This window comes from Thermodesulfobacteriota bacterium, from assembly GCA_026415035.1.
Taxonomy (GTDB): domain Bacteria; phylum Desulfobacterota; class BSN033; order BSN033; family UBA1163; genus RBG-16-49-23.
In genome coordinates this window covers 1-25,560 of the sequence record JAOAHX010000020.1, presented here as the reverse complement: position 1 = coordinate 25,560, position 25,560 = coordinate 1, and the positions used below count along the sequence as shown (strand labels likewise).

General features: G+C 57.2%; 26 protein-coding genes. 6 read left to right on the top strand and 20 right to left on the bottom strand.

Features of this window, described 5'->3' with window-relative positions:
* The first annotated feature begins 156 nt into the window (after window positions 1-156).
* Genes N3G78_11425 through N3G78_11415 form a run of 3 tightly spaced genes read left to right on the top strand, consistent with a single transcriptional unit; the run spans window position 157 to window position 2,561 of the window.
* Window positions 157-1,092 carry a DMT family transporter gene (locus N3G78_11425; protein ID MCX8118529.1) on the top strand — a complete coding sequence of 312 codons (936 nt, stop codon included), beginning with the start codon at window positions 157-159 and terminating at the stop codon, window positions 1,090-1,092.
* A complete protein-coding gene (locus N3G78_11420) occupies window positions 1,082-1,444 on the top strand; it encodes a DUF2784 domain-containing protein (protein MCX8118528.1) in 363 nt (120 codons plus the stop codon). Before N3G78_11425 ends, N3G78_11420 begins: the two co-directional genes overlap by 11 nt.
* A 25-nt stretch (window positions 1,445-1,469) precedes the next feature.
* Window positions 1,470-2,561, top strand: a complete 1,092-nt coding sequence (locus N3G78_11415) for a M20/M25/M40 family metallo-hydrolase (protein MCX8118527.1) — start codon at window positions 1,470-1,472, stop codon at window positions 2,559-2,561.
* A 9-nt stretch (window positions 2,562-2,570) separates the two neighbouring features.
* Here the strand turns inward: N3G78_11415 and N3G78_11410 are convergent, their stop codons facing one another.
* From N3G78_11410 to N3G78_11320, 19 genes are all read right to left on the bottom strand, one after another.
* Window positions 2,571-3,149: an amino acid synthesis family protein gene (locus tag N3G78_11410; protein MCX8118526.1), complete on the bottom strand. Its 579-nt coding sequence runs from the start codon at window positions 3,147-3,149 to the stop codon at window positions 2,571-2,573.
* Between the two features lie 42 nt (window positions 3,150-3,191).
* Window positions 3,192-4,067, bottom strand: a complete 876-nt coding sequence (locus N3G78_11405) for a UPF0280 family protein (protein MCX8118525.1) — start codon at window positions 4,065-4,067, stop codon at window positions 3,192-3,194.
* A gap of 301 nt (window positions 4,068-4,368) precedes the next feature.
* A complete protein-coding gene (locus N3G78_11400) occupies window positions 4,369-5,898 on the bottom strand; it encodes a 4Fe-4S dicluster domain-containing protein (GenBank protein ID MCX8118524.1) in 1,530 nt (509 codons plus the stop codon).
* Between the two features lie 120 nt (window positions 5,899-6,018).
* Window positions 6,019-7,182 (bottom strand): amidohydrolase family protein, encoded by a 1,164-nt coding sequence (locus tag N3G78_11395; GenBank protein ID MCX8118523.1) that lies wholly within the window; start codon window positions 7,180-7,182, stop codon window positions 6,019-6,021.
* A 43-nt stretch (window positions 7,183-7,225) separates the two neighbouring features.
* Window positions 7,226-9,490, bottom strand: coding sequence for a xanthine dehydrogenase family protein molybdopterin-binding subunit (locus N3G78_11390; protein MCX8118522.1), 2,265 nt, complete (start codon window positions 9,488-9,490; stop codon window positions 7,226-7,228).
* A complete protein-coding gene (locus N3G78_11385; protein MCX8118521.1) occupies window positions 9,487-10,350 on the bottom strand; it encodes a xanthine dehydrogenase family protein subunit M in 864 nt (287 codons plus the stop codon). Before N3G78_11385 ends, N3G78_11390 begins: the two co-directional genes overlap by 4 nt.
* Before the next feature lie 12 nt (window positions 10,351-10,362).
* Window positions 10,363-10,854: a (2Fe-2S)-binding protein gene (locus N3G78_11380; protein MCX8118520.1), complete on the bottom strand. Its 492-nt coding sequence runs from the start codon at window positions 10,852-10,854 to the stop codon at window positions 10,363-10,365.
* Window positions 10,855-10,869: 15 nt separating this feature from the next.
* On the bottom strand, window positions 10,870-12,387 hold the full coding sequence (mmsA, locus tag N3G78_11375; protein ID MCX8118519.1) for a CoA-acylating methylmalonate-semialdehyde dehydrogenase: 1,518 nt from the start codon (window positions 12,385-12,387) through the stop codon (window positions 10,870-10,872).
* A 67-nt stretch (window positions 12,388-12,454) separates the two neighbouring features.
* Complete coding sequence (locus N3G78_11370; protein ID MCX8118518.1) at window positions 12,455-13,762, bottom strand: TRAP transporter large permease; 1,308 nt, start codon at window positions 13,760-13,762, stop codon at window positions 12,455-12,457.
* Window positions 13,759-14,241, bottom strand: a complete 483-nt coding sequence (locus tag N3G78_11365; GenBank protein MCX8118517.1) for a TRAP transporter small permease — start codon at window positions 14,239-14,241, stop codon at window positions 13,759-13,761. The genes N3G78_11370 and N3G78_11365 overlap by 4 nt, the downstream gene beginning before the upstream one ends.
* Window positions 14,242-14,434: 193 nt before the next feature.
* Complete coding sequence (locus tag N3G78_11360; protein MCX8118516.1) at window positions 14,435-15,502, bottom strand: TRAP transporter substrate-binding protein; 1,068 nt, start codon at window positions 15,500-15,502, stop codon at window positions 14,435-14,437.
* A gap of 38 nt (window positions 15,503-15,540) precedes the next feature.
* Entirely contained in the window at window positions 15,541-16,089 is a 549-nt protein-coding gene (locus tag N3G78_11355) for a helix-turn-helix domain-containing protein (protein ID MCX8118515.1), read from the bottom strand.
* Between the two features lie 53 nt (window positions 16,090-16,142).
* A complete protein-coding gene (locus tag N3G78_11350; protein ID MCX8118514.1) occupies window positions 16,143-16,880 on the bottom strand; it encodes a tRNA 2-thiocytidine(32) synthetase TtcA in 738 nt (245 codons plus the stop codon).
* Between the two features lie 9 nt (window positions 16,881-16,889).
* On the bottom strand, window positions 16,890-17,534 hold the full coding sequence (locus N3G78_11345; protein MCX8118513.1) for an endonuclease III domain-containing protein: 645 nt from the start codon (window positions 17,532-17,534) through the stop codon (window positions 16,890-16,892).
* Between the two features lie 12 nt (window positions 17,535-17,546).
* Window positions 17,547-18,677: an ABC transporter permease gene (locus tag N3G78_11340; GenBank protein MCX8118512.1), complete on the bottom strand. Its 1,131-nt coding sequence runs from the start codon at window positions 18,675-18,677 to the stop codon at window positions 17,547-17,549.
* A gap of 10 nt (window positions 18,678-18,687) precedes the next feature.
* Window positions 18,688-19,824, bottom strand: a complete 1,137-nt coding sequence (locus N3G78_11335; GenBank protein MCX8118511.1) for an ABC transporter permease — start codon at window positions 19,822-19,824, stop codon at window positions 18,688-18,690.
* Complete coding sequence (locus N3G78_11330; protein ID MCX8118510.1) at window positions 19,821-20,756, bottom strand: ABC transporter ATP-binding protein; 936 nt, start codon at window positions 20,754-20,756, stop codon at window positions 19,821-19,823. The genes N3G78_11335 and N3G78_11330 overlap by 4 nt, the downstream gene beginning before the upstream one ends.
* Window positions 20,753-21,709: an ABC transporter ATP-binding protein gene (locus tag N3G78_11325; GenBank protein MCX8118509.1), complete on the bottom strand. Its 957-nt coding sequence runs from the start codon at window positions 21,707-21,709 to the stop codon at window positions 20,753-20,755. Before N3G78_11325 ends, N3G78_11330 begins: the two co-directional genes overlap by 4 nt.
* A 3-nt stretch (window positions 21,710-21,712) precedes the next feature.
* The gene (locus tag N3G78_11320; GenBank protein MCX8118508.1) at window positions 21,713-22,720 is read right to left on the bottom strand and encodes an efflux RND transporter periplasmic adaptor subunit; all 1,008 of its coding nucleotides are present in this window, start codon (window positions 22,718-22,720) and stop codon (window positions 21,713-21,715) included.
* A gap of 141 nt (window positions 22,721-22,861) precedes the next feature.
* Here N3G78_11320 and N3G78_11315 point away from each other — a divergent pair, with 141 nt between their 5' ends.
* Window positions 22,862-23,332: a hypothetical protein gene (locus N3G78_11315; protein MCX8118507.1), complete on the top strand. Its 471-nt coding sequence runs from the start codon at window positions 22,862-22,864 to the stop codon at window positions 23,330-23,332.
* Window positions 23,333-24,313 (top strand): flippase-like domain-containing protein, encoded by a 981-nt coding sequence (locus tag N3G78_11310; GenBank protein MCX8118506.1) that lies wholly within the window; start codon window positions 23,333-23,335, stop codon window positions 24,311-24,313.
* A 64-nt stretch (window positions 24,314-24,377) separates the two neighbouring features.
* On the opposite strand, the gene N3G78_11305 is transcribed toward N3G78_11310, so the two are convergent.
* The gene (locus tag N3G78_11305) at window positions 24,378-24,665 is read right to left on the bottom strand and encodes a PxxKW family cysteine-rich protein (GenBank protein ID MCX8118505.1); all 288 of its coding nucleotides are present in this window, start codon (window positions 24,663-24,665) and stop codon (window positions 24,378-24,380) included.
* A gap of 360 nt (window positions 24,666-25,025) precedes the next feature.
* Here N3G78_11305 and N3G78_11300 point away from each other — a divergent pair.
* Window positions 25,026-25,560, top strand: a 535-nt coding sequence (locus tag N3G78_11300; GenBank protein ID MCX8118504.1) for an SH3 domain-containing protein, incomplete at its 3' end; no start/stop codon positions are given.

The following is a 25,560-nucleotide window of genomic DNA, read 5'->3' as shown; positions in this document are numbered from 1 at the left end:
ACCAGAAAAAAAACAAGGCAAAGGATTAAAAGGTGTCCGCCCCTCATCGTCGTTTGATTAATTTTAACAACAAGGTGAGGGTTTATCAAACCCCGCGCCCCTCCGGATGGCCCTATCGTTGACTTTAGGTTTTTACTTATGGCACGATGAAAAAACATGAAGAAAGAGGAACTCTACGGATACCTCTACGTCCTGATCGGATCGACCCTCTGGGGGATCTCGAGCGTCGTGGCCAAGGCCCTCTTCAACGTCGGCCTGCCCCCCGAGGAATTGGTTTTCGTCCGCCTGGTCCTCTCCACCCTGATCCTTTTCTTCGTTCTGCTCCTCTATGACCCGAAACGTCTGATCATCGATCTCAAGGATCTGCCTTATTTCCTCGTCCTGGGAGGGATCGGGGTGACCGGAATGCAGTTCTTCTACTATTTTACCATCAGCCAGATTCAGGTGGGCCCAGCCATACTGCTCCAGTACCTTCAACCCCTCTGGGTCTTCCTCTATGCGGCCTTCTTCCAACGGGAACCCTTCTCGAAGACGAAAAGCGCGGCCCTCGTCCTGGCGGTTGCCGGGTGTTACCTGATGGTGGGAGGATACGAGATCGATCTGCTCCGCCTGAACAGGACGGGAATATTGAGCGGCCTGATCGCCTCCTTTTTCTTTACCTTCTATGCCCTCTATGGAGAGAAGGGACTTAAAAAGTACGATCCCTGGACGCTCATCTTCTATGGATTCGGTCTCAGCGCGCTGTGCTATCTCGTCTTCGTCTCCCCGGTCAAGATCCTCGGAGAGGGGCACTCCCTCAAGGTTTGGATCGCCTTCCTCTATATCTCCATCTTTTCCACCCTCATCCCTTTCGGTTTCTACTTCAAAGGGATGGAACGGCTCCGGGCCACCCGCGCGAGCATCACCTCGACCTGGGAACCGGTGGTGGCGGGCGTGGCGGCCTTCCTCGCCCTCGGCGAGGTCCTTGAGCCCCTTCAGATCGTTGGAGGGCTCGGGGTCATCGCGGCCATCGTCCTTTTGCAGCTCAGCCGGGAAAAGGCGACCGCTTCTTCGGCCTTCGAGATTCGGAGGCAATCGGGACATGGGGTATAAGCTCCTTGCCGATTTCACCGTCTGGGTTCACCTTCTCTGGATCCTCTTTCTTTTGACCGGTGCCCTCTGGGGAAGGCGTCACAAGTGGATCAGGGCCTTTCACCTCTTGGGCCTCGCCTTTGCCCTCCTCATCCAACTCCTCGGATGGTACTGCCCCCTGACCCACATCGAGGCCTGGTTGAGGGCCCGACACCATCCGGATCTGACCTATACCGGCTCTTTCATCATCCACTATGCGGAACGGATCATCTACATCGAGATCGCCCCGGGTTGGATTTTGGTGGCCACCCTTCTCCTCATCGGATTCCATCTCTGGATTTATCTTAGAAAATGGGTGAAAATAGGTCAATGATCTTAACGTAGCCAAGGAACCCGCCATGAAACCAAAAAGTCAGGGGATGTTTGAGCGGTTCAAGACGCTGATTTCGATTCCAGGAGGGAGCGGATTCGAGGAGAGGGTCGCCCGATGGATGGCCACGGAGCTCGAAAAGAACCTCCCCGAGGTCTCCATCGATCCCATGGGGAACGTGATCGGCAGGATGGGAAGGGGAAAGCGATCCGCGATGGTCTGCGTCCACATGGACGAGATGTGCCTCCTGGTCAAATATATCGATCCGAAAGGTTATCTCTATTTCGACCTTAACGGGATGTTCGATGAAAGGGTCCTCCTCAGCACAAAGGTGGATATTTGTTCGGACAAGGGGATCTATACCGGCGTCATCGGCGTGAAGAACCGCCATCTGATGAGCCCGGAGGACTTGAGGCGTCCGATCTCCGCTTCGGAGCTCTGGATCGATGTGGGGGCCGAAAGCGCCGAAGAGGTCCGTTCCTGGGGCATCGAGATCGGCGACCCCATCGTCTATCATCCCCATTTCGAGATCGTGGGAAAAGACACCCTCATCAGCAAGGCGGTTGACAATCGGGCGGGCTGTGCCATCCTCATTGAACTGTCCGAGAAACTGAAGAAGGTGAGGCTCGATTATCAGCTCTTCCTTGTAGCGGCAGTTCAAGAGGAGGTCGGGTCCAGGGGGGCGAAGGTCGTGGCCCAAGCCCTCGAACCGGATCTGGCCATCGTCCTCGACACGGTCCCGGCCGCGGACCCGATCACACCGCCGCAGCTGGCCACGGACGAGTGCGGAAAAGGGCCGGTCATCCGTTCCATGGATGTGAACGCCCTCGGCCAGGGAACGATCTATTCGAAGAAGATCACACGGCGGTTGATCTCGACTGCCGTTAGATACCGCATCCCCCACCAGAAGGACATCTTCAGGACCTGGACCGATGCCTCGACGATTCACACCTCCGGCAAAGGGATTCCTTGCGGAGGGGTCTTCATTCCCCGGCGATACAGCCATTCGCCCGCAGAGGTGGTGAGATGGTCCGATGTGGAAAGGACCTTCGAACTCCTCTTCTACTTTTTAAGGGACCTCCGATCCGCCGACATCGAGGCTCTGGTCAGGAAGGTCTGACGGGGGCTCCTACCTCAGGCCATCCTCCTTTTTGGCCTCTTCCTTCTTCAACCCGCCGATGCGAGGATGGGGCCTTCCGGAATCTGTGACAACAATGGCCACGACGATCTCGTCCGGCCCGGGCGCATCCGGCACCCTCACGGTCATGGCGTCGAAGTGGGAGCGGACGAAGGCTGCATCTTTATAATGGAGCGGAACGTCGATCTCCGTCCCGGGCCCCCCCATCTTCTTCGCCGAAGGGATGATCGCCTTTCCACCGCCCACCGCCTCCCTTAGTGGCCCCCCCAGCTTTGGATGGAGGATGGCCGCGGCATGCTCCAGTTCGCCAGCGAGTCCGACGATGGCCGCCTTGCCATAGCTCTCGGCCTTTTCGGGAGAGATCTTCAAGGCCTCGACCGCCCGCCTTCCGAGGATCCCGCCCAGGGCCTCGCCGACCTCGATGAGCTCTTCCAGGTTCTCAACGTACTTTCCGGCAAAGGGATTCTTGATCACCGCTACCGCGGCGGCCTTCCGCGTAGGAGGGTCGACCTTCTTCCCTCCTTCGATCACGGTCTCCTCGACGATGGTCACATACTTTCTCACTTCCATCTTCAACCTCCGAAATCGGATTCATCGCTGAACGGGTTGGGATCACAAAGGAGCCAACCGGCCTGACAACGAGTCCGTCCAGAGGGTCTTTCCCTGGACGGCGATGAAGGCCCCTTGGATGAGCCCCTTGCGTCGAAGCTCCGAGGCTTTTGATAAGCCGTTCTTTAAGGCCTGTTCCACCTGATGGGAGAGAAGCATCCCCACCCGGGTCGTCACCCATTGGCCGGCGATATCGGTATCCGGGTAGAGGGACTCTGCCAAGGCCCGGGCGATCTCGGGAGCATCGAGGTTGGTAAAATTCCCCACCACCGTTGCCGCCGCATCGGCCGAGGAGGCCTTCCTCGCAAAGACGGTGGCTGCCGAGGCGATCCCCTTGGTGAAACTCCTGCCCCCCAGCCCGCTCGTGGCCACGCCCCCGACCTCCATCGAGGAATCGACGGTGACGAGGAAAGAGGGCCTTGGGGTTTCGATCTCGGATCGAATGCCAACTTTGACCACCTCCCCCTCCCTCATTCGGAGGGCAATATCGCCACCGTTTTCGACGATGACCCTCGTTCCACCCTGGTGGAAGATAAAATCTGCGACCATCTCGGAGATCGTCCCGGCCACCGCCGCAAGCGGGGTGAGGTCCGGCTCTCCCATCTCTTTCGTCGCCCGGATCATCCTTTTCACGATTTCAGGATAGGGGCCCTCCTCATCCAATTCCACCGACCTCCTCTTCAAGAGGGGAAGAAACCTGGCCAACTCCTGGAGGAGTTCGAGGGCCAGCAGACCCCCTTCTTCGGCCAACGAGGCGAGGACCTTTCCTTTTTCCGAGACATAGACGGAGAGGCGCATGGGCCCATGGTCCACGAGGACCGCCCCGTTGGGAAGCCTCTGGATAAGGTTTCTCTCACCTATCCTATGTGCCCTTGGCATCGCCATTCAGTAAATTCCAGTACCAACGTGACTTCATCAAAGAAACGATAAATGTTGGATTGAATCGAAACGATATCGATGTTGGGCCAATCCAAGGAGCCTCGCGAGGAACCGACCTCCCCACCCTCTTGCCATTGCGAGGGCCGCCGCATTCGGTGCAGGGGACCGAAGCAATCTAAGGGGATGGCCACGCTACGCTCGCAAAGACCTTAGATAAATGCTCCCAAGGACCGTGACCATGGTAATTTCGTTCCCCTTCGTCCTCGGGTTATTGGAATTTTATCGTTTTATTCACATTGGGTTATGGGTTGATCTCTTTCAGCACATCCTCCAACTTCCGGATTTTCTCCTTGTGACCGCCGATTGCGAGATATTCCTCAAGCCTCATCGTATATTCGAGAGGGACGACCGTGGCAGGCGTTGGGACATAGGTAAACGCCCTCACCATCACCTTCTCCACGTCGACAAAAAAGGTGATCCCCCCTCCGGGAAGGATGTAGGTCGGCGCCCCGCCCACCGTGAGCCTTGCCCGATTCTGATGGATGGCCTGGTTCAGCTTGATCGGGATCTTGGTCACCCCTGCCCTGGCGCTTCCTCCTGCCCCCCCGACGTAAAGGGCCGAGACCCTCGAGGGTTGACAGTTGGAGGCCATCAAATCGATGGCCTCCCGCGCCTCGGGCGTCAAATCGATCTCCTCGAAGCGACCCTTCTCGCTCAGGCGAAACATCGCAGCCCTTTCGGCCGTCGTCTCCGTGACGAGGAGGGTGGTCCCGGGTTTTGTGATCTCCGGATCGAAGCCCTCGACGATGTCGAGGGGGTTTTCGATCGGGGTTCCGCCCCAGCCTCTGCCATGCTCTCCGAAGTACCTGCCGGGCGTGGATCGCCTCGCCTTCAAGCGGATGCCGCTGTAGCGCGCACCGAGCTCTCTCCCAGCGGCATGTTCAGTGAACTGGCCGATGAGGTGGGAATCGAGGACGACGACCTCGTCGGCGGCCTTCAAAAAATACCTTCCGAAGAGGCCCATCGAAGCGCTTCCGCAGCCCACCCGCATCCGGGTCCCCACTTCTCCGTCGATGATCGGGGGCTTCCCAACCTGAAGGATCAGCTCGGCCCCTCCCTCCACCCTGAGGCGAACCTCCTTCCGGTTGGCCAGATCGACGATGAGCCGGGCGACCGCGATCCCCCCTTCGCCGGTGAGGAGGTTGACGCCTCCCAGGGAGAGGATTTTTGAACCGTATTCCTCGGTGCAGAGATGCCCCACCCTCTTCTTCCCGATGAGCACGGGGGCGCCTTCTTTTCCGATATTTCTATCGGTGTCGATCTTCACCTTGATGCCGCTATAGCTCATCGGCGCCTCGGTCACGACCGTGACGACATCGATCCCGTCGACGTTCGACTGGACGATATATGGCGCGGGCTTCGTGTCGGGATAGGTGGTTCCGGCACCGATCCCGGTGATCAGGGGTCTTCGAATCGCTGACTCGTGATCGGGCCCGACGATCTCCTGGACGTCCTCATAACGCTGAAGCGGGATGTTCCGGACGAGTGCTCCCTCACGGTTGACGAACCGCTGGCAGGCGCCTGTCAGTCCGGGCCTGATGTAACAGTTGATGGGGCAGGCAGGGCAGGAGATCCCACCGGTTTTGGACACCGGCTCAGGGCCGATCGCCTCCACGGGACAGACCTTGGTGCAGGCCTTGCAATCGACGCAGATTTCGGAGATCGTGGCCTTTTTCTTCTTCCCTTTTTCTTTCGACAGACGAATGGCAGAGATTGGGCAGGTCTCCACACAGAGACCACACCCGATACAGGTTTCCACATTGACGATCATCGAGCTCTCCTAATCGATCTTTCGCGACGCGCTTTTCGTAATTCCCCCTTCCCCATCTTCATTTAAGAGGGGGAGGGAACTCCTCTTAGGATAAGGCCTAATTGCTTGGGACCATGTCCCTCACGGGTTTATGGCAATCTTTCGATTGGGCGGTGGCGTGTTCCGGCTCACCCCGATCTTCACGACCCCGTCGATCAATACGGCCGCGATCCCCGGGATGTCTCCTGCCTCGATGGCGGAGAGGGCATCCTTACCCACCGAGCCCATCGGCGCATCCATGATGACGAGGTCCGCCTCTTTTCCCACCGCGATCACCCCCCGGTTCAACTTATAAACCCTTGCGGTGTTCCCGGTCGCCATGGCGATGGCCTCTTCGGCCTTAACCTCGCAGAGGGAGGAGAGGAAGTTGATCACCCGGAGAATCCCGAGGGGGACCACACCCGTTCCCGAGGGCGCATCGTTTCCGATGATGATCCGGGGATAGCCCTTCACCGCCTTGACGATCCTCATCACCTCGACGATCATCTTGGGGTTTCCGCAATGAACGATCTCGAGGGTGAGGTCGGTATTCCTGACCAGCTTTTCGGCCTCGGTGAGGGAGCCCGCCGTCGGCCCGCCGTTGATATGGGAGACGATATCCGGATCGGTGGCGATCACGTCCTCGGCGGTGACCGTCGTGCTTCCCGGGATCGAGGTCCCCCCTGTGTGCATCATCACCACCATCCCGTACTTCTTCGCCCACCGGACCATGGGAGCGGCCTCTTTCGGACTCTTGATCCCCCCAAGCCCGATTTCGGCCACGACCCTCACCCCTTCCCGGGCCAACTCTTCAAAGTCCCTCTCCTCGAGGCCGGGCTCCAGGATCAATCCCCCTCCGAGGACCTTCACGCCCGAAGGCCTGGCGTTGGCGAACGATTTCGCCGCAAGGATGGCCAAGGCCTTCGTGCCCGCCACATCCTTCGGTCTTCCGGGCAGGTGGACCTCTCCTGCGGAGATGGCCGTGGTCACGCCTCCGTGAAGGGACGATTCGATGAAATCGAGCATCTTCTGCCTCGGGGTGAAATCACCCAAGACGGGATGGCAGTGAGAATCGATCAACCCCGGTGTGACGGTCATCCCTCCGGCATCGATCACCTTCTCGACCCCACTCGCATCGAGCTCATTCTCCTTGCCGATGGCTCGAATCAATCCTCCATCGATGAAAATGGCATCTCCCTGCAGAAGAGGATTGGAAATGTCCCCGGAAACGATCGTCCCGATATTCTTTATGAGCAGTTTGGCCATAGAAAACCTCCTTAGGGTCTCTTCGATTCCCTCCGGTCCCCCTTTAAGTCGGGAGACCGCTGGCCGGGAGCGGAGGCCCCTTTCTCCTAACCGCCTCCAGTACCCTCTCAAGGCTTGCTGGGAGTTGATAAATCCTCTCTCCGACGGCCCGGTTGATTGCATTGAGGATCGCCGGCGCACAGGGGATGAGGGCGGGCTCGCCCACCCCTTTGGCGCCAAAGGGACCGCTGGGCTCGGTCTCCTCGACCAGGAGGGGGACCACCTCCGGAACATCCTTCGAGGTCGGGATGAGGTAATTCACAAAGGAGACGGTCTCTCCGGGCTGATACTCTTCCATCAAGGCAAACCCCACCCCCATGGCCACTCCACCGATGATCTGACCCACGACGTTCTTCGGATGGATAGGCCTTCCGACATCGTGGCAGGCCACGACCCGAACCACCTTCACCTTCCCGCTTTCGATGTCCACCTCCACCTCGGCGAGGTGGGTCGCAAAGGCGTAGGTCGCATAGGGAGACCCCTGGCCGGTCTGGGGGTCAAGCCTCGTCGTCTCTGGATCGAAGCTCCCCTCTCCCCGGAGCACCCTTCGGGCCATCCTCGCCACCTCCCCGAGGGGGATGGAGAGGCTTCGATTCTTACGATGTCTGACCGCTGCCTCTTCGATGAAGAGCTCGTTCATCTCTTCACGAAGAATCGAAGAGGCCTCCTCCAAGACCCTCTCTTTGAGGTCCTTCACCGCCTCGAGGATCGCATTCCCGGAGATGTAGGTCTGACGGCTGGCAGAGGTGGCTCCTGCATCGGTGGTCTTAGCGGTATCGGCCCGGATGAGATCGATTTGATCGAGGGACACCCCTAACGCCTCTGCCGCAATCTGTAATAGGACCGTATCCGATCCCTGTCCGATGTCGGCCACCCCGGTGTAGAGACGGATCCTCCCCTCGGGAGAGATCTCGACCTGGGCCGTAGAGGGGTTGGCGATCCCCGTATTCCCGATCCCGTACCACATGGAGGCGATCCCGATTCCTCTTCTGAGATGGGGTCTCGAAGGATCGGTCAAGGAGAACCGATTCTGATCTCTCCATTCCTTCACTCTTCGAAGGGTCTCTCCGATCCCCACGCTCGATTTCAGCCTCTGACCCGTCGCGGTCTCAGAGCCGACGGTTAAGGCATTCTTCAAACGGATCTCGATGGGGTCGATCCCCAAGGCCTCGGCCAGCAGGTCCATCTGAGACTCGTGGGCAAAGGCGACTTGGGGAACGCCGAATCCCCTCATGGCGCCTGACCAGGGGTTGTTGGTGTAAACCATCCGGCTCAGGACCTTCACGTTGGGAACCTGATAGGGACCCGTGGCATGGATGGCGGAGCGAATCCCAACGGTGGGACCGTAGGAGGCGTAGGCCCCCGTATCTCCCAAGATCTCCACCTCCACTGCCGTCAATTGGCCATCCCGCTTCGCACCGCTTCGGTACCGTATCTTAAGCGGGTGGCGTTTGGAGATGACCTCGAAGACCTCTTCCCGCGAATAGACGATCCTCACCGGCCTCCTCAGGTGGTAGACAGCCAGGGCCAGGTAGGGTTGTACCGTGAGATCGAGCCTTCCGCCAAAACCTCCGCCCGTGGAGGACTGGATGATCCTCACCTTTTCAAGGGGAAGGGAGAGAACCGAGGCCACCTCCTTCTGGTCGTAATGGACATTTTGGGTCGGGCAGACGACGGTGATCCTTCCTGCTTCGTCGATATAGGCGATGCCGGCGTCAGGCTCAAGATAGGCATGATCCACCCAGGTCGTTTCGTAGGTCTTTTCGACGACGAGGTCGGCCTCCTGAAAACCCTTTTGAACATCGCCCTTGACGAGGTTGAATTCGATAAGCAGGTTTCCTCCCTCGTGGATGGCCGGGGCATCGAGTCGAAGCGCCTCCTCCGGAGTGCGAAGACAGGGAAGGTCCTCATAATGGATGATGACCCTCCGGGCCGCCTCCTCGGCAGCCTCCATCGTCCTGGCGGCAACCAGGGCCACTGCGTCGCCGATAGACCTCACCTTCTCCTTGGCGAGGACAGGTTGATCCTTCTTGATCGTCCCCACCAGATTCTTCCCTGGGATGTCGTCGGAGGTGAAGATCCGCTCGACGCCCTCGACCTTGAGCGCCTCGGCCATCTCGAGGCCCAATATCTTTGCATGGGGCTTACGGCTCCGTACGACCTTAAGATGGAGAAAGTCTTCCCCGGGCAGGTCTGCTCCGAAACGGGCCTTTCCCAGGACCTTGTCCAGGGCATCGACTTTTGGAAGTCCCTTCCCTATCTGTCTCATGAATCCTTTTGCAGAACCTCCCGCATCGCCCTGAGAAAAAGGGCTTCGAGGACCGGGGCCTTATAAGAGGTGGAGGGCCGGATCCCGCTTCGCCGGATCACGGCCTCCGAGACCTTCTTCGAGGCCTCCTTGAGCAGGGCCTCCTCCGGGGTTTTGCCTTTCAAAAATTCTTCCACCTCGATCAACCTATCGGGATGGGGCAGGACCGCCCCGGGTGCGATCCGAACCTCTTCGATCCGCCCCCCGTCCATCCGGAGTAGGAGGGCGAGGCTCATTCTGGCGATGGCCATGGCCTCCCGACGGGCCAATCGGATGAAAACCCATCTCATCCCTTCGGGGATCTTTTTAAAAGAGATCCGGGTGAGGATCTCATAGGGTTGCAGGGCCGTCCGATAAGGGCCCAAGAGGAGGCGGGAGACCGGAACGTCCCTCTCTCCTTTCAAAGAGACCACTCTCCCAACGGCCTCGAGGACCAGCAGGGGGGGGAGGGTGTCTGCGGCAGGAGAGGCGTTGACGATGTTGCCGCCGAGGGTTCCGAGGTTACGGATCTGTGGAGAGCCGATCTGGCTGGCTGCCTCGGAAAGGATCCCCGCGAACTGCCTCACCGTGGGCGAAGACGCAATCTCGGAATGGGAGACCGCTGCACCGATCGAGAGGCCTCCGTTCGATACCTCGATCCCCCGGAGCTCCTTTAGGTGGGTCAGGTCGACGAGGCAAGAGGGCGTCAAACCCCCATTCCGAAGGGAAATCACCAGATCGGTGCCACCGGCAATCACCTTCGCCCTCCCCGAAGCATCCCATAAGAGTTGGCAGGCCTCGGAGAGGGTCTTGGGAAGGGAGTATTGGAAGGGAGGAATCATGGCCTCTGATCCTCAAACCTCCGACGCCTTTATGATGGCTTCGATGATCTGCTGGTACCCGGTGCAGCGACAGAGATGGCCTGAGATCGCCTCCCTCACCTCTTCGGTCGTTGGACGGGGATTTCGATCAAGGAGGGCCTTGGCCGACATCAGGATCCCGGGGGTGCAGAATCCACACTGCACCGCCCCGTGTTCGATGAAAGACCTTTGGAGGGGATGGAGGGAATCCCGCCTTCCCAGTCCCTCGATCGTCTCCACCCTTTTCCCCGAAACCTTGGGGCTGAGAACGAGACAGGCATTGACCGGACTCCCATCGAGCAGGACGGTGCAGGACCCGCACTCCCCGATCCCGCATCCCTCCTTTGTGCCCGTAAGCCCCAATCTCTCACGAAGGACCCTCAAGAGGGTCCAGTGGGCAGGGACGTCCACCTGGATCGGCCTTCCGTTCAAGGTAAACTCGATCGAGATGCCTCCGACGCCTTCCTCGCGGAGATGAGAATCCATCTTCATGCCTGCCAGTTACGCCTTTTTGGTGTATTTCATCGCGAACCCGTCGTCCAGGGTCTTGGCCAATCCCTGGAACGAGGAATGCCACCGGCTGATGATCACCTTCTTGTCGGTGTAGAAGTCGATGGCCTCGTTGGCCCGGCCCCGGATATCGCCGAACATCGAGATTTTCCTTCCGCCTACCGGAAAATAGGCAATGGGCGCAGGGGTCCCGATGTTGATCCCCACCTGCCCCACATTGACCCGCCGGGCAAATTCTCTGGCCCAACCCCCATTTTCCGTATAAATATTGGCCGTGTGTCCGTAACGGCTCTGGTTGATGATCTCCACCCCCTCTGCAAGGTCCTTCACCTTTTTGAGGCATCGGACGGGGCCGAAGACCTCAATCTGGAAGATCCGCATCTCCGGTTCGGCCTCGAAGACCGTGGGCCCGAGAAAGTATCCTTTAGGGTACTTCTCCACCTTGGGATTTCTGCCGTCGAGCAGGAGCTTGGCCCCCTCGCGAATCCCTCCCTCGATCTCCATCAACATCTCGTTCAGGGCCTCCTTCGATACGACCGGGCCCAGGGTCACTCCCGGGTCCATGCCGTAGCCGAGGACCAACCGCTTCGAGAGCTCGAGAAATTTCTCCTTCACCCTCTCGTAAACCTTTTCAACGGCCAGGACGTTGGAGACGGCGAAGCATCGCTCTCCCACATGGCCGAAACAGGAATCGACGACGTTCTGCATCACCTCGTCGATGATCGCATCTTCCGCGATCAGGACGTGATTTTTGGCCCCTCCCTGGCACTGGGCCCTCTTCCCGTGCTGGATGGCCGTCTTGTAGACGCGCTCTCCGATCTCGGACGAGCCCACAAAGGAGACTCCGACGGTCCCGGGATGGGTGATGAGGGCCTCGCCCACCCCGCTTCCCGATCCGTGAAGGAGGTTGATGACGCCCTTTGGAAAACCGCAATCTTCGGCGATCTCGAAGATCCGGGTGATCGTCATGGGACAGAGACGGCTCGACTTGACGATGACCGTATCGCCCGCGGCCAGGGCCCAGACGAAGTAGAGGGCGATCATGGCAGGAAAGTTAAAGGGGGGGAGAAAGACGAAGACCCCAAGGGGCTCCCGGATATAGACGGTGTCCACCCCCGTCCCCACGTCCTCGGCATGGCTCCCTTTAAGAAGTTCCGGCCCGGCACAGGCATGTTCGACATACTCCATCGCCCGGGTCATCTCTCCTCGGGCATCGGCGAGGGTCTTCCCGTTCTCGTTGACGATGAACGTAGCGATCTCCTCCACGTGTTTCTGAAGTTTCTCGTGAAACTGAAAGAGTAATTTGGCCCTCCGGGGCGGGGGCGTATTTCTCCAGGCCCAGAAGGCCTCTTGGGCGACCCTGACGGCCCGATCGATCTCGTCCGGGGTCGTCTCGGGACAGAGCGCGATCACCTCGTCCGTTGCCGGATTTCTCACCTCCAACCACCGATTCGTCTTCGACTCCACCCACTGTCCATTGATGTAGTTCTTCAGCCTCTTCGCCTCCATCTTCCTTCCTTTCGCGTCAAAATAGGATTTCTCTCTCTTTTCGTTTTCAAATTTGAATCTCCGCCTCTCACCTTCCCATCATGCTCGGCAAGAAGAGCGCGATCTTCGGAAAGAGGGTGATGAGGATCACCACCGCGATCATCGAGAAGAGAAAAGGGGCGGCCCCTCGAAAGATCGTCTGCATCGGAACGTCCTTGACCACTCCCGCAAGGGTGTAAACATTGAGCCCGACGGGTGGGGTGATCAGCCCCGCCTCCATCATGATCACACAGATCACTCCGAACCAGATCGGATCGAAGCCCAACGTCTTGATGACAGGAAAGATGACCGGCATGGTGAGGACCATCATCGAGATCGCATCGAGAAAACAGCCGAGCAACATGTAGATCAGGATGATGATGGTGAGGACCACGTATCGGGAGACCTCCAGACCCGCCATCCACGTCGATACCGCCATGGGGATGGTGGAGAGGGCGAGGAAGTAACTGAAGACGTTCGCCCCGGCCACCAGGAAGAGGACGAGGACGGAGATCCTCGCAGCCTCGAACAGAGAGGCAGAGAGGTTCTTCAGGGTCAATCGTTTTTTAAGGAGGACGATGACGAACAAGGCGGTCGCTCCAATCGCCCCAGCCTCAGTCGGGTTGATGAAGCCGAGATAAATCCCGCCCATCACGAGGAAGAAGACGAGGAGGGTCTCCCAGATCCCCGAAAAGGCCAGAAGCTTCTCCTTCCAGCTCACCTCGCCCGGGGTCATGGGCGCAAGGGAGGGGTTCATCTTCACCTGGATGACAATCACCACGATGAAAGCCAAGGAGAGAAGGATCCCCGGAACGATCCCCGAAATGAGGAGCTTTCCGATGGACTGTTCGGTCAACATGCCGTAGACGACGAAGCCCAGGCTGGGGGGGATGAGGAAGCTGAGGGTTCCTCCTGCGGCCACCGCGCCCACGGCCAGCTTGGGGTCGTAACGGAATCGTTTCATCTCCGGAATGGCGATATTGCCCATCGCGGCCGCCGCGGCCACCGAAGACCCGCTCAGCGCGGCAAAGAAGGCACAGGAGGCGATGGTTGCGATGCCAAGCCCTCCCGGCAGGCGCCTGAACCATTTGTCGAAGGTTTGGTAGAGCTCCCGGGTGATGCCGGCGTTGCCCGCAAACCCGCCCATGAGGATGAAGAGGGGGATGATCGTATAGGGATAGAAGGAGGCCGTTTCGTAAACCGTATTGGCGATCACCGGCAGGGCTGCATTGAGTGAGGCGAGGTAGCTGATCCCGAGGAAGCCCACCAGCATCATCACGAAGGCGATCGGCATGCCTAAAAAGAGTAAAAAGACGAGAAGAAGGCTTCCCAAAATCCCCACGGTCACGGGACTCATGGCATCCTCCTCTTTAACTTCCCCACCGATTCGAAGAGGTCAATCCAAAGCTCCAACCAGAGCAGAAATCCGCCGATGGAGACGAGAAGACGGAAAGGATACTGGGGGATCCTCAACATATCGGATACGGTCCTCTCCTTGATCCCCTCCACCCAGCCTTCCCAGACCAGGATGGCGATGATGAAGAGGCTGAGAAGGGTGGTGATAATTTGGCAAAGGGCCCGGCCCCGAGGGGATAACTTCGAAATCAAGAAATCGACCCCCACATGCCCCTTCACCTGCTGGGTATAAGCCAGGCCGAGGAGGATGAAGACGGCCAGGATATACTGAGATATTTCGAAGGCCCCTGGAACGGTCTTGGCAAAAAATTTCCTCCCGATCACATCGCCAGCGGTTAAAAGCATCAGGGGGATGAGCAGCCCCATTCCCGCCGCGCACACATAATAATTGATCCGACGGATCAGATGCTTGGGATTCATAAGCGAAAGACCTTTCTCAGACGAAAATCATCTCCTTTGGGGTGCTCCAAGATCCCGAAGCATTCCCTATCTTTCTTAACCCCACCTCGCCTTCCCTGATTGAAAGGAGCGGTCGGAGAAGTTAGGGATAAGGTCAAAATCGGAGGGGCGATCCCGATCGCCCCTCCGCCCTTTCAGGTTTCAGGCCCAAACCTCAAGCCCACTCTCGGGGGAAGGCCACCACCTTCACGCCCCTCCTCTCGCACTCCTGGTTGAACATCCGGACGGTCTCTTTGGCGGGCAGGCCCTTCCCCTCCAGATCAGCCACCCACTTCCGGGTCACTTCCCGGAAACCTTCGTACCATTTTTCGGCTTCGGCCGAAGGGAGCTCGTAGAGGGTCACGCCTTTCTCGGCGATCTCCTTCATCATGGCCTTGTAAACCTCCCGATTCAAGCCGCCCGTCGTCTTGAAAGGATTGCGGCCCACCTCCTCGATGATCTTCTTCAGATCGTCCGGGACCTTCTTCCAGCTTTCGAGGTTCATGACCACGCCCTCGGTCACGCATCCGAAGGTGGCGACCACCCCGTGTTTCGCTACCTCGTGGAGCTTGAACCCCAAGACCAGGGGCGGACAGGTGACCAAACCGTCGATCGTCCCGGTCTCGATGGCCAGATAGACATCTCCCAACGGCATGAAGATGGGTTCGGCCCCGAGGGATTTGATATAGTGGGTCTGGTGCCCCCCTGGGGTCCGGATCTTCATCCCCTTCACGTCGGCGAGGGACCGGACGGGTTTCTTGGTCCAGAGGAAGGACTGGATACAGCCGTTCAGCTCGATCATCTTCACGTCTTTAAATTCCCGGTGGAGGATCCGTTCGTACATCGCATTGCCGATGTCGGTGGCCAGGTCCTTTCCGTCGATCCAGGCGGCGAGGGAGAGGACGTCCGACAGCGGGAATCGACCCGGCGTCCAGGTGGCGGTGAAGTAACCCATGTCCGATAGGCCTTTGGCCACGATGTCGAAATGCTCTGGCCCCTTTCCCAAGGCCGCCCCGGCATACATCGTTGAGGTGATCCGGCCTCCGCTTCTCTTCTTCATCTCCTCGAGCATCGGCTCCCAGACCGTCTTCACCTCGCGGCCCACGGGAGGATGCCAGGTGCTGAACCGGATGTTGATGGTCTGCGCATAGGAGAGTTCATAGATCCCAAATCCCGCTCCCAAGGCAAGGCCTCCGAGGATCGAGTGCTTCAAAAAGTCCCTTCTCGTCGTCCCTTCACACATATACCTCTCCTCCTTTCTCGATGGATTGATCTCCCCCCTCAAAACGTGGGTGGGCTGACCACCCAGATGACTACCGTCTTGGTCCGGCCGGGGTTGGACCAGCTGTGAGGCTCTTGGGAAGAAAAATAAAAACTTTCATTCTTTTTCAACCGGTACCTCTTACCATTGAGCTGGATCTCCAGCTGCCCCTTGAGAACGATTCCGAACTCTTCCCCGATGTGGGAATAAGATCCCTTCGACCCTCCGTAAGGTTCGATGGTCGTATAGAAGGGCTGCATCCTTTTGTTCCGGATATCCCGGACGAGCATCTGGATCTTGGCCTCCCCTCGCTTGAAGGTGAGGTTCACCCTGTCTTTCTCCTTGAGGACGATGTCCTCTTCGAGAGGCTCCTCTTCGAGGAAGAAATCGACCACCTTCACCCGAAGGGCGGAGGCGATCTTCTTGAGGATCATCACGGAGGGATTGGCCCGTCCCCTCTCCAGTTGCGACAGATAGGCATCCGTGCAGCCGGCCCTTCGGGCCAGCTCCTTGAGGGTCATTCGATTGGCCTGGCGGAAGGCGCGAAGCCTCTTTCCGAGCTCTTTCATGGGGATTAACTATATTTAATTATGTCCAACTATATTTAATTTCCCCGTTTTTGTCAAGGGCCGGGCTTCGGGGGGAAGAGATATTCGAGCTTGACGTTGGAAAGGGCGCGGAAGAGGTTACCCTTGATCTTGGGATTTTTCTTTTCGAGCAGGGCGATGAACTCCTTGATCTCCATCCGTTTGGTTCGACCGGAGGCCGGGCACCCCCCGGGCCCGAAGGGAAGGCCCATGGCCCGCGCGAACCGATCTAATTGTCTCTCTTCGATTAGGACCAGGGGCCGGATCAGGGTGATCTTCCCCTTGAACAGGGTTTGGCGGGGGAGCATCGTGCTGATCTCGGCGCTATAGAAGATATTGAGGAGAAAGGTCTCGATGACGTCGTCCTTGTGGTGTCCGAGGGCGATCTTGTTGCAGCGAAAATCCTGGGCAAGCTGAAAGAGTCTCTTTCGCCTCTCCCAGGAACAGAGGAAGCAGGGGTTCTCCCGATTCTCAGGGCTGTTAGCCCTCCTCCCGATCTGGGTGTATTCGATGTGGTAGGGAAGCCCTTGGCCCTCGAAATAGTCCCGCAGCACCTCGGCCCTTCCCGTGCCGAATCCAAGGTCGATATGGATCGGCATCAACTCATAGTGAATCGGGACCCGCTTTCGACGCTCATGGAGAAGGTGAAGCAGGGCGAGGCTGTCCTTCCCTCCCGAGACGGCCACCGCGATCCGGTCTCCATCTTCGATCAGGCCGTAGCGGTGGATCGCCTTTCCCATCAAGCTTCGGATCTCCCTCTCCCAGTAAGCCATGATCCCCTTTTAGATCCTTCCCACCCTTTCGATCGGGCAGGCTTGGCATTTCGGGGTCCCTCGACACAAGCTCTTCCCCAGACGCACCAGGAGGGCATGATATTCATTGAAGAGCCTCTCGTCATGGGGAAGATGGTTCATGAACAGGGCCTGCATCTCCTCATAGGAGGCCTCCTCCGAGACCAACCCATGCCTCGAAAAAATTCTCCGGGTATAGGCGTCGACCACGAAGATCGGCTTACGAAGCCCGTAGAGGAGGATGCTGTCTGCGGTCTCCGGGCCGATGCCCCTGACCTTCAGAAGCTTCTCTCTTAACGGAAAAATCTCTTCCCGTTGCATGGCATGGATATCGCCCCGGTACTCCTTGAAGAGGAATTCCACGAAGGCCTTCAACCGCCTCGCCTTGATTCGATAATAGCCGGAGGAACGAACGAGGGAAGCCAGAGAAGGTTCGGAAAGCCGAAAGATCCCCTCCGGACTTAATGCCCCCTTCTCCTTCAACCGGTGAATCGCCCTTTCCACGTTCTTCCACGCGGTATTCTGGGTGAGGATGGCCCCCACCATGACCTCGAAAGGACTCTCTCCGGGCCACCAGCCCTGGGGTCCAAAGGCCTTGTAGAGCCTGTCGTAGATCTCCATCAGGAGAGCTCTCATGGAATCCCTTCTTTATTTTAACCTCTTTCGGAATCTCATCGAGCTCCAGCCCATCATCCATCCGCCCAGGAGGGCCAGTGCCACCATCTCGGGCCAGAGCATCTCCAGTCCCACCCCTTTTAAGAAGGTCCCCCTGATGATCACGAGAAAATACCTCAAGGGATTGATATAGGTGAGATACTGAAGCCACTGGGGCATATTTTCAAGGGGGAAGGCGAACCCCGAAAGGATGAAGGCCGGGTTCATGAAGAAGAAGACCGAGATCTGGGCCTGTTGCTGCGTCGTTGAGATCGTGGAGATCAACAGGCCGATGCCGACCGAGCTCAAGAGGAAGAGGAGGGTGCCCAGGAGGAGCACCAGGGGGTTTCCCCTGAAAGGCACCCCGAACCAGAAGACCCCCACCAATGCGATCATCACGACATCGATCAACCCGATCAGGGCAAAGGGAAGGATCTTTCCCAAAACGAGCTCCCAGGGCCGGATGGGGGTCACCATGATCTGTTCGAGGGTCCCCAGCTCCCTCTCCCTCACGATCGCCTGCGCGGTGAGGATCATCGGGAGGAGAAAGGCGATGGTGGCGATGACCCCCGGGACGTAGAAAAAACGGCTTTCGAGATTGGGATTGAACCAGATGCGGTGCTCGAGCTCGGCCCCGGCCTCCTCAAACTCCCTCAGCCCTTCCCGATTCAACCTCCTGACCATCACCTCGGTGGAGTATCCCGAGAGGATCTGGCCCACATATCCCAGGCCGATCAGGGCGGTATTCGACTCCATCCCGTCGACCACGATCTGAAGGGAGGCGGTCTGACCCTTTTTGATCTTTCGCGAAAACCCTTGCGGGATCTCCAGGCTGAGCGTAATCTTCCCTTTCTTGATCAGGGCCTCCATCTCCTTGGGGCTCTCGGGATAGGAGACCACCTTAAAATATTTTGACCGGTCGAACCGGGCCACGAGCTCCCTCGAATCGACGCTCTGGTCGAGATCGCGGACGGCGATCTTGATGTGTTTCACATCGAGGTTGGCGGCATAGCCAAAGACGATCAGCTGGAAGAGGGGAGGGAAGACGAGGGTGATCCTCAATCGTTTGTCCCTCACGACCTGAAGGAGCTCCTTGACGAAAAGGAACCGGACCCGTCTAAACATACCCCCCCCTTTACCCCCTCAACTCCTTTTTAAACATCCTCGTGGCCAGGAAGACCCCGATCAGTCCCATGCCGATCAGGACGAGCGACTCCCGCCACAGGAAGGAGAGATCGGATCCCTTCAAAAAGATCTCCTTGACGATGGTGACGTAGTATCGAGGGGCGATCCCATAGGTGATCACCTGAAGCCATAAGGGCATGTTCGAGATCACGAAGGTGAACCCCGACAGGAGAAAGGTGGGGAGAAAACCGATGATCATCGCCATCTGGTTGGCCAGGAGCTGGGTCCGGGCCACGGTGGAGATGATCAGCCCCATCGCCAAGGCCACGACCAGATAGATGGAGGAGAGGCTCAGGAGCAACAGCACGCTTCCACGCAAAGGGACCTCGAAGACCACCCTGCCCATCAGAACCGCGAGGGAGAGGTCGAGAAGGCCGATGAAGAAATAGGGGAATAACTTCCCGATCATCAGCTCCGATTTTCGAACGGGGGTCGAGATCAGAAGTTCCATCGTCCCCCTCTCCCACTCCCTCACCACCACCTGCCCGGTGAGGAGGACGCCGATGATGGAGATGATCACGGCCACCAGGCCGGGGATGAAATAGTTCTTCGATTCTAACTCCTCGTTGAACCAGACCCTCGTCCTTCCCTCAACGGGTGGATCGGGCCTCTTTCTGCCCATCCGCTCGATCTTTCCAAGGGTCTTCTCCTGCGTGTAATCCCGCACGATCGCCTGAACATAGGTGAGGATGATATGGGCGGTATTCGAGTCGCTTCCGTCCAGAAGGACCTGCACGGGCGCCTTCCGGCCGGCCTTCACGCGGCTCGAAAAATCGTCCGCAAGGACGAGGCCCATCTTGACCGACCCATCATCGATCAGCCTCTGGATCTCCCCTTCGTTTTCGACAAACTTCCGGATCTCGAAATAGGGAGAGCCGCTGAACCGGTAGAGGAAGGAGAGGCCTTCCTGACCCCCATCGTGGTTGAGGACCGCCACCTTCACCTTCTTGACATCGAGGGTGACCGCATACCCGAAGAGGAGCATCAAGAGGGCGGGCATGAGGAGGATCAACCCGAGACTTCTCGGATCCCGGGAGATGTGGAGGAACTCCTTGCGCGCAATCGCCCAGGTTCGATCTCCGCTCACGACCGGTTCTCCTTCTCGATCAAAGAGACGAAGACGTCTTCCAGGGAGGGCCGGATCCAACCCATCCCTTTCACCTCGATCCCGTGCCCTGAGATGAGCTTTAGGACCTCCTTTTCGAGATCGACCCCCTCCTTCCCGATCACGTGAAGTCCCTCTCCGAAGATGGCCGCCTCCGAAATCGAGGGGCTCCTTTTGAGGATTTCCAGGGCAGGCACCAAGGGATCGCACCTCAATTCCAGGACGCCCTGGGAAAGGGTCTTTTCCTTCAATTCGGTGGGAGACCCGAGGGCGACAAGCTTTCCCCGGTAGATCAATCCAAGCCGGTGGCAGTATTCGGCCTCGTCCATATAGTGGGTGGTGACGAAGATCGTCGTCCCCTTTTCGGCCATCTCCTGAATGAGGCTCCAGAAGTGGCGCCTCGAAAGGGGATCGACGCCGGAGGTGGGTTCGTCTAAGAAGACGAGGTCGGGCCGGTGGAGAAAGGCGCAGGCCAGGGCAAGTCTCTGCTTCCATCCAACGGCCAGGGTCCGGGTCATCCTGCCCCTCTGCGCCTCGAGACCGAATCTCTCCATCGCCTCCCTCTGGCGATTTTTGAGAAGGGATCCGGAGAGGCCGTAGATCCCACCGAAGAATTGGAGGTTCTCTTCAACGGTCAGGTCTTCATAAAGGGAGAACCTCTGGGACATATACCCGATCACCTGTTTGATCCGTTCCGGTTCCTCGATGAGGTCGAACCCCGCCACCCTCCCTCTTCCGGCCGTCGGCATCAACAATCCACAGAGCATCCGGATGGTGGTCGACTTCCCAGCCCCGTTGGGCCCGAGAAAACCGAAGATCTCCCCTCTCCGGACGTTAAAATCGAGGTGATCAACCGCGACGAAATCGCCGAAGGTCTTCACCAGACCCTCCACCTCGACCGCAAAGGGGTTCATCTCTCCTCCTCCTTCTCCCGCTCCCCCCTCTCTTCAGCCCACTGTTCGACCATGGAGACGAAAACATCCTCAAGGGAGGGCTGAACAGGAGCAAGGCCCAAAATGCGAACGCCCTCGGACTTAAAAAGGCTGTAAAGGGCCTGCTCGCCCTCTCCGATGTCTTCAACCAGGAGGTGGATCCGATTCCCGAAAAGGACAGGCCTCCGAAAGGTTTTGGCCTCTTCGATCATCCTCATCCCCCTCTGGGGATCCTCCAATCGCAGCTCCAGGATGGTCCCTTCGACCCTGCCTTTGACCTCGGAGGGCGAGGCCATGGCCAGCAACGCCCCCTTGTAGATCAACCCGATTCGGTTACACCGCTCCGCCTCATCCATGTAAGAGGTGGAGAAGAGGATGGTCACCCCCTCCTTCAACAGATCGTAGAGGATCAACCAGAACTCCCTCCTGGAGAGGGGATCGACGCCCGCGGTGGGTTCGTCGAGAAGGAGGATCTCGGGGGTGTGGATCAGGGCGCAGATCAACCCCAACTTCTGTTTCATCCCGCCGGAGAGGTCCTGGGCCTTTCTCTTCTTGAACGGCTCGAGGTTGGAGAACCGCAAAAGCCTCTCGAGGCGGTCCTTCCTCTCCTTTTTCGGAACCCGATAGAGGTCGGCATAGAAATGGATATTTTCAAGGACCGTGAGATCGCCGTAAAGTCCGAAGCGCTGGGGAAGATAGCCCACCTTCTCCTTCAGGCGTTCGGCCTCTCGGGGGAGTTCGCAACCGGCCACCTTCGCTTCCCCTCCATCCGGAGGAAGGATCCCGCAGAGAACCCGAAGGGTGGTCGTCTTTCCCGAGCCGTCCGGGCCGACAAGACCGAAGATCTCTCCCTTTCTCACCGTCAGATGGAGCCGATCGATTGCCGTAAGGGAGCCAAAGGTCTTGGTCAGGTTGGTCGTCTGGATGGCGAACACGAACTATCTGCTTCCGGGTCCGCTCCCGGTCAGGAGGATCCTCCCCTCCGCCGGCATCCCCGGCTTCAGTTCATGTTCTGGATTGGGAAGGTCCACCTTGATCCGGTAGACCAGCGTGACCCGTTCCTTCTCCGTCTGGATCTGTTTGGGCGTGAATTCCGATTGGGAGGAGATGAAGGAGATTCTCCCCCTGTATTCTTTTTTGGGGTTGAGGTCGGTCGTCACGATCACCTCCTGCCCCCACTTGACCCGGCCCAGTTCCGTTTCTGGAATATAGGCCCTAAGCCAGACGTGGGAGAGATCGGCGAGGGTGAGGACCGATGTCCCCGGATTGACATGCTCTCCCGCCTCGGCCGATTTCACGAGGACGATCCCATCGATGGGAGATTTCAGCAGGGCATAACCCAGCTGGGTCTCGGCCAATCTTAACGAGGCGAGGGCCTGCTCCACCTGGGCCCTTCCGTCCTCGATATCCTCCTTTCTCGGACCCTCTTTCACCTTTTTATAAAACTCTTGGGCTCCTTCCAGTACGGCTTTGGCGACCTTGAACCTCGTCTCGGCCTGATCTAAGGTCTCTTTGGGAATGACCCGGCTTTCGAAGAGGGTCTTCATCCGCTCGTACTGGTTCCTCTTATACTCGAAATCGAACTGAGCCTGTTGAAGATTGGCCTCTGCTTCTCTGATCTCTTCAGGCCTCGATCCCGCAAGTAATTTGTCCAGCCTCGCTTGAGATGCTTTCAGGGCTGCCTTCGAAACCTCGACTCTCTGCCGGAGCTCCTCGTCCTCGAGCTTGGCAATCACCTGCCCCTTTTCGACCCGATCTCCCTCCTTCACCCGGATCTCCGAAATCCTTCCCGCCACCTTGAAGCTAACATCCACCTCCGTCGTCTCGATGTTTCCCGAAACCTTGAGGAAAGGGGGTTCTGCCTCTCTTTCTCCCACGACCCTGACAAGCAAATAGCTAGTGGCAAACGCCGCCAACAAGATAAATAGGAGAACAAACTTCCTCATGGAAGGCATCCCTTAAATCGTGCCTGCATTATATAATGCCCTCAAATTTTCTGTCAAAAAAACCTTTAAAAAGACAGGGGTTGACCCAGGAAGCAAATCGTGCTAAGGTTTGGCAAAAAGATTGAGAAGAAAGGTATAACGATGGAGCCCCTTACCAAAAAAGATTTGAAAGAGGCTTTTGAAGAATTTCAAAAAAACATTATCGAACCCCGGTTCGACCGAATCGAGACCTACATCCTCGACCGCATTGAACCGCGCTTTGATAGATTGGAACAGAAGTTGGAGGAACACGATAAGAAATTTGCAGATCTCCTCGCCCACTTCGACCAGATTTACCATCGATTGGATCGGCTCGAGACAGAATATCATGCGATCACAGCCTCTATCGTGAAGATCGAGGAAAGTCTCAATAGGGTTGAAAAAAGGTTGAGTAGGGTTGAGGGTCATCTTGACGAATTCGAACAGCGTCTCGACCGGATTGAAGGCAAAGTGGACAAAGAAATCGATTTGAGAGAACGCTTGGAAAGAGAAATCGCAGACCTCAAACAGAGGACCGCTCTCCTTCAAAATCGCATCGAAGAGTTAGAAAATCGGATTAAAACGCTTCCGTGAATGTCCGTTGAATCCCTTCCGTTGAAAAGACTCTTCCTGTCCCTTCTCTTCACCTCCGCCCTTCTCCTGATCTTGTTCACCCAAATCTCATTAAAAGATTTGTACCATCTCTTGATTCGAATTGACCCCTTTTGGGGGATCATCGCCGCAGTCTCATACCTCTTCGCCCTCTACCTTCGGGCCCTGAGGTTCAGGTGGCTCATCCACTCGAGCGAAGTCCTCCTCTCAGAGCTCTTTCGGATCACCGTCCTCTATCATCTCTCCCTAATGGTACTCCCCTCCAAGTTAGGGGAGCTCACTTACCCCTATCTTTTAAACAGGTGGAGCGGGTTGGGAATGACCGAAGGGCTGGCCTCTCTGATCACGTCGAGAGTCTACGATTTCTTTCTCATCGGGATCCTGGCCATGTTTATCCTTCTCGGATTTCAAGGGGGCTTCCAGGCGGATCTTCTCACGACAAGCCTCCTTTCGATCGCCTTCATCCTTTTTACCCTCTTCGCCTTCTACAACATCTCCCATTGGCTCCGTTGGGCGGTCCACCTTGTGGATAAAATTTCGCAACAGGCGGGATGGGAAAAGCGGAGGACCGTGGTTTGGATCAAAAGGAAGATGTACGAATTGGCAGAAGACTTCTATGCGATTCGAGCCAAAAAAACATTCTATCCCGTGAGCTTGGCAAGCCTCGGGGCCTGGATCGCCATCTTTTTGGTCTTCTATGCGTTGATGAGGGGGTTTGGGATCGAAGTCTCGGTCTTCGAGTGTTTGTTCGGGTCGACCGTTGCTGTCATTGCCAATGCCTTGCCTTTAAGCGGGCTGGGCAATTGGGGTACCCTCGAGGCCGGGTGGGCCGCTGGCTTTCTCGTCGTCGGTCTACCGAAAGAGGAGGCGATTGCGAGCGGTTTCGGGGTGCACCTTGTCATCTTTGTGGTGTGTGGGCTGACCGCTCTCGTCTGTTGGATTTCTTATCATCGTCCGAGATAGGGTACAAAAAAGCCCTCCGACCACATGGAGGGTGCGGAGGGCTTGAAAAAGGCCGAAGAAGCCTTTACACTCTCTGCCCTACACTTCGCTTGGAGGCCTTCAACGGGTTGAGCTTGAAGGTCTCTTCCTTCACTTCCTTTTTGACATGAGTGGCGAAATTGCAGGGTCCTTTTGCCCATTTCAGGCTGGGCTCACAATAGGTTTTGCAAAAGGAGCCTGTCTCGTAGGTCACCACCCTGTCACATCCTTTGCAGGACTCCACGATGGGATAACACCTCCCACCGTTGTAGGAACAGCCGTTCTTCTTCATGAAGATACACTCTGTTCCCGGTTTCATGGTTTGACACTGCATGGCAATCGATCCCCCTTTCGCTATAGAATTGATTAGTTAAACCCTTTGAAATCAAAGAGTTTTTAAGTTCCGCTCCCAAAAACCAAAAAAAAGAGTTACCATTTTTGAGGGTAACTCGTTTTGGTATAGAACCAACCGAGATGAATTTTATTTAAGATGAAAAACCATTTTTGTCAAGACCGCCATGAGGGTTACATGAAGTTTTTCCTCCTATTACCTTTCATGATAATCTCTGTTTTTCTCCCAGTTCACGTTTATGCCAATAAGTTGGAGGATCCGCTCTTTTGGATCGCCAAAATCAAAAACCCAGACCGTCTTCTTTTGACCCGCTCGCAGATTCATGAGATGAATGAAAAAAACTTGCAAAGGAGGAGCCTCCACCTCTCCGAAGTCAAAACATTAAAGAGGGAATGGCCACGCGAAGAGATCCTCACCTACTTGGAGGAGGATTGGAAGGAATTCGGAAAATCCGAAAAGCCCCGATACGGAGAAGACGGAAGACCGCTTCCGGACGCCTTTTGGCAATCTTTAAAAGAGAACATCTACCATCATGGGTTGAAGGAGAGGAATTCCCTTCTTTATGCCTTGACCATAAGAAGGACGAACATCCGGGTCTTCCCAACCGAGAAGCCCTCTTTCCCATCACCGACGAATCTCGAGGTCGATCTCTTCCAGCATTCGGCCATTTCACCCTCTTTTCCAGTAGGGATCTATTACTTTAGCCGGGACCACTTATGGGCCTATGGGCAGACCCCTTTCATCCGGGGCTGGATCCAAACCCAGGATCTCGCCTTCGCGAAGAACAAGGACGAGCTTTTCGATCATGGGGGGCTAAAGGAATTCCTGATGATCACGGGCAGCTTTGTGAAGATTTATGCCGATCCCCGCTTCCAAC

Bases quoted from the DNA above. Each gene is read 5' to 3' on its own strand.
- N3G78_11415 (MCX8118527.1), top strand. From the start codon at position 1,470: ATGAAACCAAAAAGTCAGGGGATGTTTGAGCGGTTCAAGACGCTGATT.
- N3G78_11390 (MCX8118522.1), bottom strand. From the start codon at position 9,490: ATGAGACAGATAGGGAAGGGACTTCCAAAAGTCGATGCCCTGGACAAG.
- N3G78_11310 (MCX8118506.1), top strand. From the start codon at position 23,333: ATGTCCGTTGAATCCCTTCCGTTGAAAAGACTCTTCCTGTCCCTTCTC.
- N3G78_11345 (MCX8118513.1), bottom strand. From the start codon at position 17,534: ATGAGAGCTCTCCTGATGGAGATCTACGACAGGCTCTACAAGGCCTTT.
- N3G78_11360 (MCX8118516.1), bottom strand. From the start codon at position 15,502: ATGTGTGAAGGGACGACGAGAAGGGACTTTTTGAAGCACTCGATCCTC.
- N3G78_11305 (MCX8118505.1), bottom strand. From the start codon at position 24,665: ATGCAGTGTCAAACCATGAAACCGGGAACAGAGTGTATCTTCATGAAG.
- mmsA (MCX8118519.1), bottom strand. From the start codon at position 12,387: ATGGAGGCGAAGAGGCTGAAGAACTACATCAATGGACAGTGGGTGGAG.
- N3G78_11405 (MCX8118525.1), bottom strand. From the start codon at position 4,067: ATGCCAAGGGCACATAGGATAGGTGAGAGAAACCTTATCCAGAGGCTT.
- N3G78_11395 (MCX8118523.1), bottom strand. From the start codon at position 7,182: ATGGCCAAACTGCTCATAAAGAATATCGGGACGATCGTTTCCGGGGAC.
- N3G78_11410 (MCX8118526.1), bottom strand. From the start codon at position 3,149: ATGGAAGTGAGAAAGTATGTGACCATCGTCGAGGAGACCGTGATCGAA.
- N3G78_11365 (MCX8118517.1), bottom strand. From the start codon at position 14,241: ATGAATCCCAAGCATCTGATCCGTCGGATCAATTATTATGTGTGCGCG.
- N3G78_11385 (MCX8118521.1), bottom strand. From the start codon at position 10,350: ATGATTCCTCCCTTCCAATACTCCCTTCCCAAGACCCTCTCCGAGGCC.
- N3G78_11400 (MCX8118524.1), bottom strand. From the start codon at position 5,898: ATGATCGTCAATGTGGAAACCTGTATCGGGTGTGGTCTCTGTGTGGAG.
- N3G78_11350 (MCX8118514.1), bottom strand. From the start codon at position 16,880: ATGGCTTACTGGGAGAGGGAGATCCGAAGCTTGATGGGAAAGGCGATC.
- N3G78_11425 (MCX8118529.1), top strand. From the start codon at position 157: ATGAAGAAAGAGGAACTCTACGGATACCTCTACGTCCTGATCGGATCG.
- N3G78_11420 (MCX8118528.1), top strand. From the start codon at position 1,082: ATGGGGTATAAGCTCCTTGCCGATTTCACCGTCTGGGTTCACCTTCTC.
- N3G78_11355 (MCX8118515.1), bottom strand. From the start codon at position 16,089: ATGAAAGAGCTCGGAAAGAGGCTTCGCGCCTTCCGCCAGGCCAATCGA.
- N3G78_11330 (MCX8118510.1), bottom strand. From the start codon at position 20,756: ATGAACCCCTTTGCGGTCGAGGTGGAGGGTCTGGTGAAGACCTTCGGC.
- N3G78_11320 (MCX8118508.1), bottom strand. From the start codon at position 22,720: ATGAGGAAGTTTGTTCTCCTATTTATCTTGTTGGCGGCGTTTGCCACT.
- N3G78_11380 (MCX8118520.1), bottom strand. From the start codon at position 10,854: ATGGATTCTCATCTCCGCGAGGAAGGCGTCGGAGGCATCTCGATCGAG.
- N3G78_11370 (MCX8118518.1), bottom strand. From the start codon at position 13,762: ATGAGTCCCGTGACCGTGGGGATTTTGGGAAGCCTTCTTCTCGTCTTT.
- N3G78_11315 (MCX8118507.1), top strand. From the start codon at position 22,862: ATGGAGCCCCTTACCAAAAAAGATTTGAAAGAGGCTTTTGAAGAATTT.
- N3G78_11340 (MCX8118512.1), bottom strand. From the start codon at position 18,677: ATGTTTAGACGGGTCCGGTTCCTTTTCGTCAAGGAGCTCCTTCAGGTC.